Below are 18,338 nucleotides of genomic sequence, written 5' to 3' on the forward strand. Positions count from 1 at the left end.
TTTGTGCCATTTGATTTTCTTGGTTAAATCACACCAGGACATTGACCTCTATTTCGAAAAAACGTCAGTTCATAACTGCATTATTTTGAAACAACCGTAGCTGTCTTATTCATCAATTAACTGCTCAAGGGCTGCACTGTCCACCTTTAGCTTTCCATTTCGTTCTTTGAGGGTAACCCTACAAACAAATTGAGCAGGCTGCCCACTGCGCAGCAGCTTTTCGAATCGATCGAGGTAATTATTATCATCGTCGAAGAGATATGTTGGCCGAAACGTCAACTTAAATCCACGTTGATTCACTCTTACTGGATTCGTTTTGTTCCAGCGCACCGACTCAAGGACAACACATTGACGACCTTTGAATCTTACTGTCGCCCGAAAACTAAGCAGATGTTCTGTATCAGGACCTTTTTGCCCATTAAGATTCACGCCGTGGTTGTTTGCCAAGGAATTCTTCGTATAGCGTGAATCAAGCAAGGCGCGTAGGATGGAAAGCGCTTGATACTCTTGCGGCGATAAGGATTTAAGCGGCTTGAGTTGCTGGGCCTGTAGCAGCGTTTCAAGCATCATCGGAAGCCTCGCGAACTCCTCAAGACAGCTTTTTAAAATTGCCTCGAATTTTGAGGCTCGATCGGCGTCGAATGGCAACTGAAGTTGCCGCGAGGAAATGAGGACAGGTTGGTAAAAAACCTCCTCCCGATGCGTACTAGGATTTAATCGATATTCCAAGGCACCAGAAATTGTAAGCTCAGGTATCAGCGCAAAAACGGGTGACAGCACAGCGCGGACTTTTCGATCAATTTCCTCAAAATCACGACCATGTAATTCCTGAATAAACTTGCTTGCCTTCAATGGCCAAAGCCAATCCAGCGGAATCGCAATTTTTTCAATCGAGCGCTTCATAACTTCCCCCTCTGGTGAATATCCCAAACAACTACCTGACAAAAAAGAGCCGCCTGCACGCAAATTCCAATCGCCGCCCTGTTGCCGGGCCTTGATTCTCTTGCGGGTACACCGCTAACCAGCGCATTGCTTTTGCCGTTGAACGCTTTTGAAGTTGATCGCCAATCTGGTTTGAAAACGTGCAGCCGCACCAACTTTCGTCCATTGCCTTTGCAATAACTCACTCGTGGTGCTCGGAGATAGGTATATTTGAATAGATTGATTAGCTGGTCACTGTCACTTTGATTCACAAGTACTCCGACCTCAAAACTGCATTGCTCGGGTTCTACCCCCGAAGTTTTCAGAAAAGTGATGAGCTTTTTGAAACGTGGATCATTGAGCGGAATAACAAGGCTTCTTGAAGCAGAAATTTCACGCAAATAAAAATAGTCTTCTTGCTGGTTGAAAGCAGCAGCAGTCAGCGCAAGCAACATGACTCCAGTCTCTCTACGAAAACCATGACTGAATGCTTTTACCAGGTGCGTGAGGTAGCGCAGCTCATCCGGGTACAGTGCAGACACCGATTGCACTCGACCGTACTGCCCAAGCACCCAATAAATCTGATTCCAAGTTTTGTTATCAATCCCGAACTGCTGCATGAGTCGTGCCGGATCAATCCCATCGACGTGTGTAAGGGCGCACGCAATCTTAAAAATATCCACAGCTTTCAAATCCGCTGCCGTTTTGCTCACTGGCCAGATTTCGTCAAAACTGGGAAATTGAATCAAGGAATGATCAAAAGGCGGTGAAGTCTCTTTCGCGTTGTTCCCGTAAATCAACCTCGCATGAGATTGACCAGTGGATAGGCCTCGGGAATTCCCGCGCCGAACTGCCGATTTGTAGGTGTTAATACCTGCGGTACTCAACCACACCCGGAAGTCCCACGATGGCAGGTATTCACGCGGGATAGACCCCCATAGATTTCTCGCAGCAAGGGCGATTAAATGATCCACGCAATGTGTGTACGTTGACCAGGATGTGCAGTAACTCAAATGACCAAGATTTGCAGCAATCGCAAAAACTGGATTTGGATGTTGTAGATATTGTGAACGGCCGCTAAAAAGTTGCCAAAACTCGGAGGTCGCTTTTGCGTGCGAGAGCCAATGAAAACGCGCCGCTGGTTCATGAGTTACTTGCTTGAGAATTCCGTTTAGAGTTGAGAGGAACGTTGATCTGCGATACACATCTTCAGTTTCATAATTTCCCCATAAAGATGCTTTGGAGTCTGCTCGATCAATGTTGATCCGATACGTCAAGAATTGCTCAAGTACCCGTGCTTGATCTAAGGGAATACGTACGGTGCGCTCGCCAGCTTCGGATTTACTGTGTCGGATATTCACCAACAATGATTGCTCAAGCCCGGATATCTGAAAATCTCCGATCGCCAGTCGTAACAATTCACCGATACGCAATCTCACCAATGTCGCTAAAATGAAGGCTACTGAGCAATTCACGGAAAGCGTTCGATCAGGGATCGCTCGGGCCTGTCGAATCGCATCCAGAATTTCACTTGGCCAAATGAGTTCCGCCTCAATAATCCCCTTGTAGCCTCGCATCTTGGCTATGTCTGTTTCAATAGAATAAACATCCGCCAAATACGCTTTGAGGACATCTAATCCTGCATTAAGCTGTGGAGCTGATGAACCAGCAACACTCGAAGAGACTTGGAGCTCGGGCGCCTTCAAGTGTTGGGTGATAAAGTCGAAGACAGATAAATGGGGACTTATGCTTTCGAACAAATGGCGAAAAACAAGCCGTGCATACTGTTCGATAGTGCTCGGTTTGAGTACTGACTTGTGCCTTGAACCATAGACGACCAAATAACGAACCCAGTCGAGGTACATATAACCAACGGTATCCGGATCCACAAGTCGTATAACATCGGTATCGATTTGAATCAGAATTGAGTTCTTGGACGCGGCCCCCTCCTTAATGTCCTTAAGCCGATCTTGAATCTGCTTGGCAAACCACCAATCAGAATCCTCCATCTGACGGTTTTGAACTCCTGAAACCAGGGATTCATTGACTTCATCGAAATAAGCTTTAGATCTATCTTTAAGACCATTGGCCCTATTAAACACTCGCTCTTCTAAAGATGTGTATTCCAGAAACCCAGCTACGGATGTAAAAATCATGGGGGGTAAATACTGCTTTGTTACAAGCGCAAATCCACCTACAAAACTTTCAGTGCTTTTCTCACCCCAGAACCATTTATCTATCTGGGCCAGTGTTTTCTCGACATCTAGTTCATTAACGCCAAGATCATCGTAGTACTTGGTGATCAGACGACTTGTGGCAGCACTTATTAAAACGTTCATCACTGATCCGTCTTCGAGCACCACAGACACGCGGCCTTCAACAGCGAATTTATCCACGGAATTTGCCGCGATCGTACGGACCACTGCTTCGAGTAGATCAAGCCGCAGAACCAGGTCATTGACGACTAGGCTTACCAGTAATCGCTCAGGAACATTTCGGACCTGAAGTTCCTTTGTCTGAAGGCGTTTCCATCTATCAATAAACATTTTCCCAACGAATGCCTTATGGGGTCTGATGCTAACAATCAGGTCGCGTAGGACATTTGTAGATGCGTAGAAATAGTCATCAACTAAGGTCGTCCTACGATCCCCCTTACTGAATTTAATCAATCGACTCATCGCAAGCCTCAACCTCGAAGACCCGACAATGGGAGTATGTTTAGCTGCCTTAATAAGTCCTCGGTGCCACGAACTACACCTGCTGCGGATTGTTCGGGGGAAAGGTCAACTCCCATGTTATTGCTGGATTGAAAGATCGATCCGTGTCGCGAAAGTCGATTGATCTCCACCCTTTTTAGGTTGCAAAGATGAGACTGAACCAAGTGGCGACCGAAATTCGGTGGCAAATCAAAGCCACATTGCTTAAGCGCATCCGAAAGATGTATTGATCCCAACGGGCTGAGACCATTTCGGGTGACACGAAACAACAGAGGCTCACCAGAAGCCACATCTAGAACTTTCGTAATGTTGTTAGGGATTTTCTCAGAGCATTCCAAGGCTCGAGCGCTACTGCGAAGTTGCACAAGATGTTCGACATAAAAATCCAGCTGGGCTTTTATGATCTGACCAAACGGGACCTCGACGAATTCGGTCACCTGATGACTATCTTTGTCGTTAAACACCACGAAATCGGCTGCGATTGCGCAACGCTTGAGCGGATAACTTTGCGCGGGACGCAGCGCCAATGCGATTGAACACATGAATGCAGTCGCAATCGCGAATGCGTTGTGAAACGTCGCAAGCTCAGGCCACTTCGCATTCATGGTGGGTCTTAGCGCTTCGACTTGTGTTGTTAAGGCGCCCCAGGCGTCGGCTACGTTCTCTTTCTTAACTTGGGCAAGCGAACCAAATCCTCGGGTGGAGCCGACATCAATGGATACCGTTGGTATCCCAAACAACGCAAATACCGAAGAGAACAATGTTGCCGCATCCCTCTGTTTTACTTTTCTGTAATAAACAGGTCCACGCGACAACAAGCGTGGATCGCTAAATGCAAAAGCAGCCAGTACATCATCACCACACCTATGTGCAGCCTCAATGGACAATCGATTGCGCAGATCAGTAATTTCTGGGTGTTCGCGATTAATGTCACTTTCCAAAACCCCAATCAGTTCGCCAAGATTCTTTGCACCAGGATTTCGTGCCAACGCAAGCTCAAGTGGATTTTTCAGTACTTGAGCAATCGGCTTTGCCAAGTACCATTCGTCAGCTTTCTGGTTTGAGTCAGCATCCACGCGCGCATTAGGCATGAACAGTGATCGATTCGTGTAGATGAGTGACTCTCGAACCGATAGCCAGTGAAAAGCACCGGGCTCGGGCCAACACGGTAAAGCCACCGTGAGACTGGGTGGGCAATTAATATGTAGCGACACGAGCTCACAAATGGATGGACCATCGCCCTGCCTGGCACGTTCCTGAACTTGCGCGCTGACTTCAATTAATGTCTCTTGCGAGAAACGAGCGTGGTTCAGTAAGACTCGTCTTCTTTGCAAGTCGTGCTCGTCATGCATACGCATTTGATAAGCCTGCAAGCGATCAAGCGGTGATCGCACCGAGCCTTCAACCAAAAGTTCCAATACCTTTGCAGATTGGGACGTGGCTCTTTTTAAGGCATTTTCAACCTGGAAATCACCACTAAACGAAAGATCTTCGAGGGGGTCTCGTTTTATATATTTGCTTAGAATTTGAATCAGCGTTTTAGGGTGATAGTCCCCAAGGTACATCGCTGTTAACACCAGCGCGAGATCTAACTTCTGAGAATCATTTACCCGGCCATACGCCATTAAGCATGACAACGGCCCTTGCCCTGGAACAAGTTTGACATCCAAGTCCTTCGACGGAAGGCATTCCAGACGTTGCTTGATCTTAGTGAGAACAAAGCTTGCCTCAACCAGCTTTGGAAAATCCAAGCGTTTGCTCGCCACTAGCTCGAAAGCATCAATCAGGTTGTTGACTGCACGGTCAAGATCTGCCGCGCAATGTGCCAAACCAAACACTTTGATGAACCTCGAGAGGTCATGATCAGCGATGATTTGTTCGATCGATTCGTCTGTAAAAACTTTTGAATTTTCCATTTGCATTCCCCACCGCCCGAAGGTCGTTATAGGGAATGTTTTCACAGATTTGAAAATCGTGTTTTGGTTGAAAGTGCCTTTTTTTGGCACTTTCAGCGATCAATTAGTTTTGGTGATGCGTCACATGGAAATTTCTAACATGGAAGATATCCGAGATCAGCAAGTCGATTCAACAAATAACTGCTACATCATCTGTTAGCTGAGCTAGTAACTTTGCAGTTATCCCGACTGTTATTTCGGCTGCTACTTTAGCTGTGACCTTGCCTGTTGCCTTAGCTATTACCTTGGCGGATACCTCGCCAGATACATCGGTTGATACCCTGCCTGATACCTTGCCTGATACCTTGCCTGATACCTTGCCTGATACCTTGCCTGATACCTTGCCTGATACCTTGCCTGATACCTTGCCTGATACCTTGCCTGATACCTTGCCTGATACCTTGCCTGATACCTTGCCCGATACCTTGCCTGATACCTTGCCCGATACCTTGCCTGATACCTTGCCTGACACCTCGCCTGATACCTTACCTGATACCTTGACTAATACCTAGTCTAATACTTCGGCTTGCATTGGATTAGTCTGTCTTTAATTTACAAACTAGAGCCTCATTTTGAATCGGCTTCAAAGACTTCCGGGCTGAAGGCGGGTAGTCCACTAAGACGTTCTTCGTATGAATACATGGACTACCTCCTAAAGTAGTCCAAGATTTTGTCCGCATCCCCAGTGGGTCAATTTTGGATGCAACTCAACAAGCCACTTCAGGCGTAGTGAGTGACTCAAGAAACACTTTGAATTTGATGCTTTACAGTCGATAACAGCCCAAGCATGGCCCAGTACAATCGCTGGGCCTTGCGCTGTTCAAGTCGCCCTTTCAGGGCAAATTCAACTCATAATTGCGCTGAATCACATTCCCAAATCCATCTTCCGCACTCACCAAATAAGAACTTGCTTTACCAATTTGATCCGGCGTGAGCGACAGCCTACGCTGTCCGTACACGCAAATGGGCTCTGGCTCCAAGCCAGTTGAAATACACACTGATTGCCTGCCCTCGGGCGTTACCAAGGTAATCACCACATTTCTTAAATTCGGTGTAGAGGCGTACTCGAAAAGGTTGGCCAGTGACTCGTTGTTCAACTGCGGGTAGCCTGCACCGCTGACCACTGCGGGTGCATCAATTCGAACTGGTTTGGAACGATTCACAAAATTGACTTGCCCAATTCGCTGGGTCAAGTCCATGAACACCTCACCAGCCTTTGAGTTCGCAGGTAGGCCGTTCACAAAATTACCAAACCCCACATTTTGGCAGTTGGCTCCGCCGGTGGCCATGGGATCGGGTTGAATCACCAAGATATTGGTGGTGGCAGAACACTGACCTTGCCCTGCACGCGAAACTGCAAACAAACTTGTTGTACCTGAACCTTGCGGGCTTTGTACCAACTCGGCTTTGGTCAAGTTCGAATTGACCAACTCGCCAAACGACGCAGGCTGTAGGCCAGGTGGGCTAACGGGTGCGGCGATAAATGCTCCTGATTCAACAGCAGAGGCTGGTGAAGGAAAACCATTGGCCCCAACCGTTTGAGTGATTCTGTCAATTCGCTTCACTTTGGCTGCAAACGGCTTGAAATAACCACCTGAAAATTTAAGTGGGTTGGTTTGTGCACTTCGACGCTCCACTTCAAGATCATAAAATTCTCTCCGAACCACCTGCGTAAAGTTCGAATTGCCAAAATCTTCAGCAAACCGTGTCAGTGGTCTTGAGAAACTTAAGCGAATCTGACAACGATCAAACAATGTGGCACTGTCTGGAAAGCAGCGAAGAATTTCAAAATCAGACACCGAGACCAAACCTGGGTTGTTGTACACCTGGGCAAAACTGTCGATGCGAAAACCCTGATCGTCCTGAAAGTCCTCATGCATCACGTTGCCCAGATTACTCACCGACAAGTTGCCTGAACGGAACGCATTCTCAAAACGTTGCACCAATACAGATACTGCCGATGGGGACACCGTTTCAGAATCCAAAGGGCGTGGCAGCACTGCCCCGTTGAGTTGCGCCGGGTCTACTGAAACCTGTAAGGCCGGGTTCGGCTTGCTGCTAAGTACCAGCGAAGCGCCATCATATGTAATTTGAACCAGATCAAACACAGCATCAATACCGGTAGAATCTGGGCGAAATGCCGCATCCGAGAAAAAGTTGACCGCCGCCGGGGAAGGTAGGTAATTGGCCAACGCATTTTGCAACACCCGCGACAAGCGCACAATTTCACTGGCAGTAATTTGCCCGGTGGCAAGTACCTGTGAAAGCGCAGTGGTTGCAGGCGTAATGTTGGCAATGCGTTGCCCTTGCAATACAACTGTACTTAATTCCTGGTCAGGGTTGGCTGGGTTGGTCGCGGTTACTTCCAGTGGAAAAGTGAACTGCGAAATTCCATTCAAGGTATACCTACCGGCTGAATCGGTACGAGCAGTGACCATGACCATGCCATTGCCCGCAGTGACAACTGCATCTCGCACTGGCGCACCGGTGGCCACAAAGCCGGTTAAATTGTTCACGGCGACAGAACCACCCACACCCGAATCACCGCCGCCACCGCCACCACACGACACCACACTTAGCGCGCAAAAGGAAGCTATCCACAAACTTGCTGCCATTCGTTTCATTTGATTAATATCCATTTAATGTTGGGTGTGTTCATGCGGCTTTGACTTCTTCAAAAGAACCTGCCTGGACAAATCATTGATTTGTTCAAACCAATCTGTATGTGGTGCCAACTTGCATTGGGCCCAAGTGAAGCGATGTCGCAGTTCAAGCCTGCTCAACAATTGCACCATGCGCTGCTCAACCTCTTCGGGGGTAGACCTCAGCAACAACACAAACTCATCACCACCGTACCTGGCCACCCACTCCTGTTTTTCACAAAACCGGTTAAGCTGCTGGCCCAGTTCTCGCAACGCGATGTCACCAGCCGCATGCCCTCCGAGGGTATTCAATGCCTTCAGATCATTCATATCCACAAATACAAGCTGCGCTGGATCTGCCACTTTGGCGGCTTTAACAGCCCTGCGTGATTGCAGCAACAAGCTGCGCCGCGAGCGAACTCCAGTCAATTCATCCTGACCCAAGAGAAGCTCCAGCCTTTGAAGTTCATGTTTCAATACTCTGATTCGCCACACAGAATAAGCAAGTATCAACAGACTGAATAGGAGAACAAATAACATCGTCAAGCTTGCTTAGTACAAGAAAGGATTGGGTACCAGGGGCGGGGCCGCAACACCTTCTTCTTCCTGATCAAGATAAACGCGAAGATACATGCCAACCTTGAACTGCTGAAAATCGGAAGCATTGTCCAAACCAATCAAGCCACCAAGAATAACTTTGGGCGACAAAGCATATTCGACGGTACCAGCCAGGTTGTAAGCAAAACCATTTTCTGATCGACTTGCATAGTTGGGCCCAAGCACACCGGCAGACAGACCCAACAATCCAATTTGGTCAAACGCGGCTTGGGCCTGTGATTGCAACAAAGCGCTGGTTGGAAAGTACACGTTGGCGTCTTCTTTAAAGGATTGGAATCCAAATGAGCCGCTAACCCCGTAACTCAGCTTCGATTTTTTGACCCAGTATTCCATGGGCACTGTAATGCTGACGTAGCGCTGTGGACTGAAGTAGCCACCATGACCAAAAGTGAAGTAACTCAGGTTCTCGGAAAAACCAAACGTATTTAAACCCAGGCCAATCGTGAAACGTTCATCTTCTTCGTTGATCGCTTTGTAGTAAGCACCAAAACCCAGTTCGTTTTTCTCGTTGTCAGCTACATTCTCGCCATCGTATTGATACAGGCCTATGTAACTGTATAGGCCAAATCCGTCCACCTCACGGGTTAAACCAACGCGCCCACCAGTAGAACTTACAGCACCCCATGCCAAGCCAGCTCGCTCATCTCGAGCACCCACATACGAAACCAGGCTGTCTGTGACAGGTCGCCTTGCAGCTTGAAATGTCACGGTGTAGTCAGGACCTATCGGTACTGAAAAGCTCAAACCAAGCGATGCATCGGCTTTGTCAATATTGGTGGGGCGTGTTGCTGCATCAAATCGGAACACATCTGAAGCGTAAGCCACACCCACTTGGGCACCCGAATAATCTTGAGGACCAATACCTGAATTTCCCTGCCCTAGGTTATTAAGACTGGCTGCGGGACCTGCACCAAATCGACTTGTGGTCGAAAAGTCATTGGGTACATCTCCAGAATTCAAGACGATTGGAGTCACCGACACAGTACCGGTTCCACCCAGAATGCTGCGCTTGTATTGCACTGGAATGGCCACCTCAGTCAGCTCACTCAAGCCCGATTCGCCCTGCTTGGAACGCACAAAAATACCGCCAGTACCCAAAGATGTTTGCGGCTTGACCAGTGAGCGCAGTTCATTTTGCAACACCGAAATTCGATCACCTGGCGCATTTAAAGGCGGCGGCGGCACATATCCGCTGGATGGTGCTTGAGATGGGCGCACCGCGGGCGAAGTCAATGTGGGCGGGAGATTAAACACCGGCTGCGCATTTACTGGTGCGGGTGCTTGTGGCCCACCTTGACGAAATGGATTGCTCGGAATTCGCCCTTGCTGAAGCTGCTCGGATGCAAACCCGGAACCCGTGAAGGCGGGGCGAATTTGGCTTTGATCCGGGTACAAGGAATTGCTGGTACCGGTCAATTTGACCTCGGCAGCCAAGGCTGCCTCAAAGTAACTTTGCGCACGGCCAGTGTCACCCGCAGCCCGGTAATATCGGCCAATATCAGCCAAAGCAATCGGATCATTCGGACGCAAGCGTTCGAGTGATACGGCCAGCTCTCGTCCGCTGCGGAACTCCTGAGCGGCGGCCGCAGCACCCAAAGCACTGCCCAACAAATTGGCATCAGAAGGTTTGCTGCTTAAAGCAGACTGATACAAACGCAAGGCTTCAGCATGTTTGTTGTCTGATGAATAAAGCCTGGCCAATGCGGCCAACAAATCAGGATCATTGGGAGTTTGCGCCAGCGCGGGTGCTATTGCATCATAAGCCCCTGCCAGGTCACCTGCGTTTCTCAGTGAATCCGATTGTTTCAGTGCAATGGCTCGGTTCAATTCAGCCAACGAGCGGTTTTGATCCGCGCTCAACGCACTGTTCTGCAAACGTCGAATCAACGATTGAAGCTCAGCGGTTTGATTCGTTTTCAACAGAACATAGCCATATTGAATGCTCTCAGCCGCATTCAATTCACTCAAGCTTTTTTGGCTGCGATACTGTTGCATCAATCGCGTGGCGTTGTCGATGTCACCACCTTCGGCATACTCTGAAGCCAGTTGAAGCATCAAATCGGGTTTGTCCGCTGCATCACGTTCCAATGAAGACAACAAACGCTGAGCGTCACTTTTGCGCCCCAACTTATTGAGCGTAGCTGCTTGATCCAGCACGGCGCGAAACTCGGTGCGCTGGGTCAATGCAAGTTGATCGGTGGTCAGTTCATCTTTGGGAATTCGAGCCAAAACAGCTGCGGCACCAGCGTTGTCGCCTATTTCAGAATAAAAAACAGCCGCGGCATAGAGGGACTCTTCAGGTACGTTGTCAATACTGGTCAGTGGATCGATCAGCGCACGGGCCTCGTCTTTTCTACCCTGCGCGTGATAAAGCCTCGCAAGCTCTACGCGGGCCCAAGGGTAGGCTGGGTTGAATGCCACTGTGTCTTCAAAATACTGTCTGGCCGCAGCTTCATTTCCGAGGCGCAATTCTCGCTTACCGTTTTCATATGCAATCGCTGAACGTAATTTGTCCAACCCGCCCACACCGGTCACCATCGACTCTGGCATAGAGTCGATCAGGCGCTGTGCCTCATCTGCGCGCCCTGAGGCGGACAAAGTCAGAACAAGTCCCACACGGGCATCGGCGTTATTCGGATTTTTCTGCAACAAAGCACGATACAATTTTTCGGCAGTTTGAAAGTCTTTTTCCTCATAAGCAAGCTTGGCCAAACCCGCATCAGCCATCTCGGCACCGCCAGGTACTTTGCGAATTTCTGTGTAGGTTTGCTTGGCCTGCGCAAGCCGCCCCTGATTTAGCTGCGTTGTGGCTTGAATGCTCAACGACCCGATTCTTGAGGCGTTCAATGCCTCATTCCAACGCCCGCTTTTGTCACCACGCGCTGCCCGCCCCAGTAAACCTTCAGCATCTTTAAATCGTTCTTGCCTCAAACGCACAATACCCAAGCCACCCAGACCATCTCGATTGCCAGGCTCAAGCGACAGCAGTTGCTGAAAGTCTCGCTCGGCGACAGGCAGGTTATTGTTTTCAAGCGCCTGAAACCCAGAGGTGATTAAGCGACCACTGAGCGCTTCACGCTCAGCACCAGCATCCCGCACAGTGGGTGGTGCAGCGAACGTTTGAATGTCGTCAAGCCGCTTCGCAATGACCGAATCGTTTGGATTCCGATTCAAAAATGTGCGATAAAGCGATGCATCGGAGGGGCGTGCCTCCAACCAAATCAGGGCCTGACGCCAGGCTTGTTGCGCTTGCTGCCCAACCGATTGAGAAGCGGTTAGAGACGAGAGAATTTGAATAGACTGGCGGCGACTGCTTTCCCGATACGACAAGTGCTGAGCATAAGCCAAAGCATATCGATCATCGTTCGGGGCCGACTTGCTCAGCCCTTCCAACTCCCTGCGAGCCTCATCCCAACCAGTGCGCGTTGCGCCCAAGGTTTGGTAATACTCCAACGCCAACAAACCAGTGGGGCGCTGCCCCGCAAAATACTCTTTATAGGACTTCACGGCTTCATCGTACTGTTTGCTCCGTGCAAGCGCCCGGGCTGATTCTAGCGTAGAACCTGTGTCAGCTCGCCCGGAATCCAAGGCACGTTCAAGTTGCGCAATTTGATTGCGTGAAGCCGAACTCGCCTTCAGTTGTGCAAGGTAGTTACGCGCCGAATCCACTCGCCCTTTGTTGACCTCAGCCAGGCCCATGCCTAACAGGGCCTCAGGATTTTTGGGCTCAAGCCTTAGCAACTTGGTCCATGCATCTGCCGACTTGTCGTAATCGCCGCGTGATTGCCAAAACTTACCCTGCTCTGTCAATGCATTGGTCACCGCATCTTGAGACAATGCAGGGCTGGGCAGCAACGCTGCAATTGTCAATACGGACAACACTGTTCTTTTTGCTTTCAACATTTTTTATTCCAGGAGACTTGCAGCGCACCACGCTTATCGAATCGGTATCGGCCCTCGACCCAGCCTTTCGCGTAAAGAAACAAAACCCAATCGTAATAACTCAGTTGAGCATAATTCTGATTTTTGACCTCCTGATGCTTTGCCTTGATTGCCAACAACAAACGCGAAAGTCGAAGCTCTTGCGCCAAGGGTTCAAGGGCGTAATAAAAGCCTGGCGCAGCTGTTCCGTACCATATTCCACTGCTGGTATCCACGCGTTCAAGCGGTTCACCCAAGCGATTGGACAACTGCATGTAGGCGTATACCGCTTGCATCAGTGCTTTTCTTTCTGGCTCATCGCGCGCAGTCAAGCCCGCCCACAAGTAGGTTCGAATGGCATCGTAGCTGCCCACATTTCCTTTCTCGATATCTGCTGAAATTCCGTCTGCTTTCACGGTTACCCAGTCCGGCACGTAGCCCTTGGGGGCTGAATTCACAATCAATTGAGCCGATAGTTCCGGCTGGGATTTCCAGAATGAATCAGAATGAGCCTCTGAAAGTTTGCGCATCAAGAACAAGGGCAAATAACTTGGGTTCATTCGATACACGCCGGGCGCCGGATTAAAGCCAACAGCACCGGGTAACACCATTCGGCCATAGCCGGGTACATCACCAGCCTCGTTGTCTCGAATCAGTTGCATCAAGGCAAGCCCTTTTTCTTTGTACTCCGGCATATTCCAAAGCCGGGCTGCCTCGAGCAAATTGTAGGCGATCCACAAATCTGAATCGGAAGCAGAATTTGCATCCAGCATGCCAAACTGGTTAGCGCGTACCCTGCCCCATTTCCACGCAGGCAGGCTTTGAGCAACGCCGCCGGGAGCCAGGTTACGCTCGGTCCAGTCCAACAATTGCTTGAATCGCACTTGGTCATTGTCCACAAGCGCGAAAAACATGGCATACGACTGTCCTTCCGATGTTGTAATTTGCTCGGGCGTGCTGAAGTCCACCACACGCCCATCTGCCTGCACATGCTTGGACTCAAATAGCTTTAATTCGGGCCAAGGCTTGGTGCACTGGCTAGACGCGAGTGCTTGCTGGGGGTTGGCGATCAGCACAAACCCTGCCACAAAAAGCACGTTCAAAAAACCAAGAATCATGAACGCTTTTCCAGTCTTCTCTGCGCTTTCTGTTTCAACACCCGGTTAAACACCACCGCAAACATCAGAGCTGCACCCAACAACAACACAAGGTTTAACCAAACAGTTCCAGACAGGTAATAACGAATCCAGGTCAAGATGGGCAAAGAACCGACCGAGTATGTTTTTTCGTCCAGCAGCGAGGTAACAGTGCCTGGTTTTGAATAAACCACACTGCCCCGAATTGCCTGAACATCTTCCGGTGAAAGCATGGCGTCAAGAATTTGTTTTACACCTTGATCCGAACCAACAATCGCAACCACTGAGCGTTGGCTTTCAATCGGGGACTCGAACCCCATCATCAAACCTGCGGGTTCACTGCCCCGTAGGGAGAAAGAAGCAACTGGGGCCACCCGCTCATCTTTCAAGGCAGGAATCCACTGATCAATGATTGATTTAAAACCACCACCTGTTTTCACCTGCCAAACCTGATCACTCAGGGTAATGGGCATAAACTCGCTCCATGCCTTGAAGGCAGCATCCGCCTCAAGGTTGCCAAGCAGCAGCAAATCCTTGTCTTGAACTGTTTGAAGATCATTGGGGCGAATCAAGGAGAACCCGTATGCAGGCAAACCTGTTAAATCACCAATACGGCCCAACAGTCTGAACAAATTGCTCAGAGTGGCTGTATCTGATTGCGCAGGAATCACAATCGCTGTTTCAGACAAATCGGCAAGCCGCGTGAATGGATACCCAGCGTTAGCAAATGAGGCCAGTTCAGGCATGTGCATGAACTTCGGAAAATCTGAAATATCTATGTAGGACTCTTTGTCGATTGCCGCCTGGATATTCGGAATTGGGGCATCTGCACATTCCCCTGCCTTGGGAACATCGAAATGGAAATACAACTCCAATTGACCATTCGAAGAGAATGCTTCTCTGGGCACTTTCACCTTGGCGTAGTCCGAAGAAATTGGTTTGCCTACCAAATTACGAACCCAGTGTTCTACCCTGCTTACCTCTTGTTCGGACCGCAGCGGAATTGCACGAATAAACTTTTCGCTGAAACTGACATTCAATGTTGATTTGTCATTGGCCGCTCTCAGGGTGTATCTGTGCTTTAAATTCACAGGAATACCTTCCGCTTGCCAAAAGAAGAGATCGGGTGGCATGGTCATTGGTACACGGATCAAATCGGGATACTGTCCAGACACCTGGAGCGCGCCTGGATCGACCAAATCACCAAATTTTGTGGGGCGAGTGCTACTGACCCAACGTGGCGCATCGTAAGGCGTCCTCGGACTTAAACCCACATTGGCATCGATTGTTACAGTGGTTCCGTTCAGGGATTGGGTGCCCAACACCAAAGCCTGTACCGCAGCTTTCAAATCGCGTTCGTCACGACCAGACACCACCAGCAACTTTTTACTTGCATCCCCGGGGTGAACCATCATGGTGAGTCGGGGTGCATTGGCCACTGGCAGATTTACTCCAGGCAAACTTTGCCCGGGCAACAAAAATACGATCGCGTTGTTCTCAACCGGCAAACTACCAACAGACACGGGGAAAGAGTAACCACGGTAGCTGGCCAAGCCACCCAACCAGGAAGCCACAGTGCCTGCTGCTTCAATGGTCGCATTGTTGGGAGCACCACCAAACACCAGCGGAACGACGGTAGGCAAACGATCACGGGGATCGAAAAACGGGGCTGGCAACAAACTGAGATCATCGTTCAATGGCAGTGATGAAGTCACCAAACGAAGCTTGCTGCTGTTGCTGACATTCAGCCACAAAGAACTGTGCGCAGGATCTTCACAACCTAAGGTGTAGTGCCCAATCAATTCCAGATTCAAGCGGTTGAACTGGGCAATTAGTCGAATCGGTATATCAATTCGTCTTTGGTTTGTTTTCCCCGCGTTGTCTTTGACCAAGGGTATCGATTGAACCACTTCACCATTCACAATCACGTTGAAATGCGACAAGTCTTCCAATAGAGCAGGTGAAAAGTTATAAATCAAATCGACGCTGGCATCGGTGACCACCTCATCAGCACGCACGCTGAAAGGCACCGAAATTTGTCCATTCACACCCCGAATATTCAAGGCCTGCTGAAAACCCAACTGACGAAATGTGGCTTCGTGCTCCAACGCCAACGCAGGCTTGACTGGTAAAACGGATAAAAGCAATATCACCGGCAAACTCAATATGCCTCGGATAAAACAAGCACCGAAGAAGGCACTAAATTGATTAAGCATCTTTGACTCTAATTCTTAGAATTGAGAAAACACGTTGTTTAAGACCAATCCAAATCCAACGAGGCAACTTTCTTAACAGATAAATATTTCCAAACGCACCAATTTGGACAATGCTCCAAAGCGATGAAAGGGAAAGCTTTCGACTGGCCACAGCCCAAGAATCAACCCACACATCCGCCCTAGCGAAGGTGGCGTTCACGAGGTTCTTTTCTTGTTCAATAGATAAATTATCGAATTGCAATCCCAAACGATTGCCATTGGCACTCGCTACACGCACGGGCAGCACGAATTTACGCTCGTTCAAAGGCATGACAATGAACAAGGACTGGTCCTTCTGTAAACGCCCCTGATGTTCAACCTCCAAGCCCAAACCACCCATTGAAAAATCAAGCACCTTGGCTTTGTAGGCACGTTCATCCGGCGTTTGAATACTGACATCAATATCAAGCTGACCACGCGGGTGTTCTCGGCGTTGAATGGATTCGCGCGCCACAAGCACGCTAGCGCCCAACAACAACACGTTATAGCCTGTCCAGAACATGTTGATAACGGTGGTTAAAAACTCATCGCCTGACTCAGTAAATAAGCGCCAAATACCAAATGTAAGACCCGCTAAATTCATTAAAAGAATAAAAATGTAAGGACCTGAAATTTTTAGGTCAAAGTATGTTTTTTCAATCAAACCACCTTTGGCGGTTACATTGAATCCACCTGCTTTCGGATTGACCAAGGCGTACAACGTAGGCCGCAAAATGTACCAAGCCAGCACCGTTTCATAAACCTCGTTCCAGAATGAATGGCGATAATTGCCCTGAATATGCGAGTTGGCGGTATTGGCCAAAATCAAAAAAGGAATTGCATAAGTGGCAATTTCTATGGCTGAAGCATAAATCACATGTGCCCCAAAAACCAGGTAGGCAATCGGTGCCGTCAAAAAAATGATGCGGGGCAGTCCGTAGAAAAAATGCATCATCGCATTCACATAACAAATGCGTTGCCCAAAACTCAAACCCTTGCCCAACAGTGGGTTGTCAGTTCTAAAAATCTGGGCCATGCCACGGGCCCAACGAATACGTTGCCCCACGTGGCCAGACAAACTTTCAGTGGCCAAGCCAGCGGCCTGCGGTACCGCCAAGTAAGCCGTGTCATAACCCTTGCGGTGCAACTTCAAGGCGGTGTGTGCATCCTCGGTCACAGTTTCAACCGCAATGCCACCTACCTCGAGCAAATGGGTTCGGCGAATGACAGCGCAAGACCCACAAAAGAAAGAGGCATTCCAGAAGTCGTTGCCGTCTTGAATCAACCCATAAAACAACTCGCCCTCATTGGGCACCTTTTTGAAAGTTTTAAGATTCTTCTCAAAAGGATCAGGTGAAAAAAAATGGTGAGGTGTTTGAATCATCGCCAGTTTTGGATACCCCGAAAACCAACCCATGACTACCTGTAGAAAACTGCGCGTGGGTATGTGGTCACAATCGAAAATAGCCACATATTCACCACTGGTGTTCTCAAGTGCAGCATTGATATTCCCCGCTTTGGCATGGAAATTATTTGGGCGTGTCACATGAACCACACCCACAGTCTCGCAGTACTCTCGAAAATCGGCTCGCCTGCCATCATCCAGAACATAAACCTTGATTTTGTCCGCGGGCCAGTCAATCGCCATCGCGGCCAAAATGGTGGGCTTCACCACCTCAAGAGGTTCGTTGTAGGAGGGTATGAAAATATCCACTGTTGGCCAACTTGACGAATCAATTGGCAAAGGCGTTGGCAAGCGTTTCAACGGCCAAATGGTTTGAATATAGCCGAAGATGAGAACGATGAAGGCATACAACTCGGCCACCAGCAAACCGAAACCGAATGCGTAGTCAATTGCCATTCCTTCGTTGAAGGTTTCGGTAATTCGCCAATACAGGTAGCGCGAGGACAAAACAATTGATAAAAAAATCAGCACCATGCGAGTGATAGGCGATGCTATTCGCCGAATCATCAAGGCGAACAGCACCACCACCACCGAGAGAATGATTTGGCTGTTCAAATCCATGCTCAGGCTGGCGAAGAAAAAGAAAGCGCTCGCCAACACCACAAAAGCAGGAATCAGGAATTTTTTGTCATCAATCAGCTCAGACTGATCACTCAAAGAAGTGAGCGATTCAAACACATCTGCTGTTCGAGTTCGCAGCGCGGCGAACAGAGTATTGAACATGGCAGC

General features: G+C 49.0%; 10 protein-coding genes. 1 reads left to right on the plus strand and 9 read right to left on the minus strand.

The features are described from left to right. Positions 1-105: 105 nt before the first annotated feature. From LMED105_RS04900 to LMED105_RS04910, 3 genes are read right to left on the minus strand one after another with little or no spacing between them, the layout of a single operon-like run. Positions 106-903 (minus strand): hypothetical protein, encoded by a 798-nt coding sequence (locus LMED105_RS04900; RefSeq protein ID WP_008248782.1) that lies wholly within the window; start codon positions 901-903, stop codon positions 106-108. Then, positions 900-3,599, minus strand: coding sequence for a site-specific integrase (locus LMED105_RS04905; protein WP_008248784.1), 2,700 nt, complete (start codon positions 3,597-3,599; stop codon positions 900-902). The genes LMED105_RS04900 and LMED105_RS04905 overlap by 4 nt, the downstream gene beginning before the upstream one ends. 8 nt (positions 3,600-3,607) lie before the next feature. Then, positions 3,608-5,554, minus strand: coding sequence for a hypothetical protein (locus tag LMED105_RS04910; RefSeq protein WP_156799544.1), 1,947 nt, complete (start codon positions 5,552-5,554; stop codon positions 3,608-3,610). 260 nt (positions 5,555-5,814) lie between these two features. On the opposite strand from LMED105_RS04910, the gene LMED105_RS04915 reads away from it, so the two are divergent. Continuing rightward, entirely contained in the window at positions 5,815-6,105 is a 291-nt protein-coding gene (locus LMED105_RS04915) for a hypothetical protein (RefSeq protein WP_156799545.1), read from the plus strand. A gap of 321 nt (positions 6,106-6,426) precedes the next feature. On the opposite strand, the gene LMED105_RS04920 is transcribed toward LMED105_RS04915, so the two are convergent. From LMED105_RS04920 to bcsA, 6 genes are all read right to left on the minus strand, one after another. Continuing rightward, entirely contained in the window at positions 6,427-8,217 is a 1,791-nt protein-coding gene (locus tag LMED105_RS04920) for a carboxypeptidase-like regulatory domain-containing protein (RefSeq protein ID WP_156799546.1), read from the minus strand. A 15-nt stretch (positions 8,218-8,232) separates the two neighbouring features. After that, on the minus strand, positions 8,233-8,712 hold the full coding sequence (locus tag LMED105_RS04925) for a GGDEF domain-containing protein (protein WP_198006794.1): 480 nt from the start codon (positions 8,710-8,712) through the stop codon (positions 8,233-8,235). 75 nt (positions 8,713-8,787) lie between these two features. After that, on the minus strand, positions 8,788-12,756 hold the full coding sequence (locus LMED105_RS04930; RefSeq protein ID WP_008248796.1) for a cellulose biosynthesis protein BcsC: 3,969 nt from the start codon (positions 12,754-12,756) through the stop codon (positions 8,788-8,790). Then, positions 12,750-13,892 carry a cellulose synthase complex periplasmic endoglucanase BcsZ gene (gene bcsZ, locus LMED105_RS04935; RefSeq protein WP_008248806.1) on the minus strand — a complete coding sequence of 381 codons (1,143 nt, stop codon included), beginning with the start codon at positions 13,890-13,892 and terminating at the stop codon, positions 12,750-12,752. The genes LMED105_RS04930 and bcsZ overlap by 7 nt, the downstream gene beginning before the upstream one ends. After that, positions 13,889-16,126: a cellulose biosynthesis cyclic di-GMP-binding regulatory protein BcsB gene (bcsB, locus tag LMED105_RS04940; protein ID WP_050771150.1), complete on the minus strand. Its 2,238-nt coding sequence runs from the start codon at positions 16,124-16,126 to the stop codon at positions 13,889-13,891. Before bcsB ends, bcsZ begins: the two co-directional genes overlap by 4 nt. Then, positions 16,119-18,332: a UDP-forming cellulose synthase catalytic subunit gene (gene bcsA / locus LMED105_RS04945; protein ID WP_008248809.1), complete on the minus strand. Its 2,214-nt coding sequence runs from the start codon at positions 18,330-18,332 to the stop codon at positions 16,119-16,121. Before bcsA ends, bcsB begins: the two co-directional genes overlap by 8 nt. Between the last annotated feature and the right edge of the window lie 6 nt (positions 18,333-18,338).

The organism is Limnobacter sp. MED105 (assembly GCF_000170915.1).
GTDB lineage: Bacteria > Pseudomonadota > Gammaproteobacteria > Burkholderiales > Burkholderiaceae_B > Limnobacter.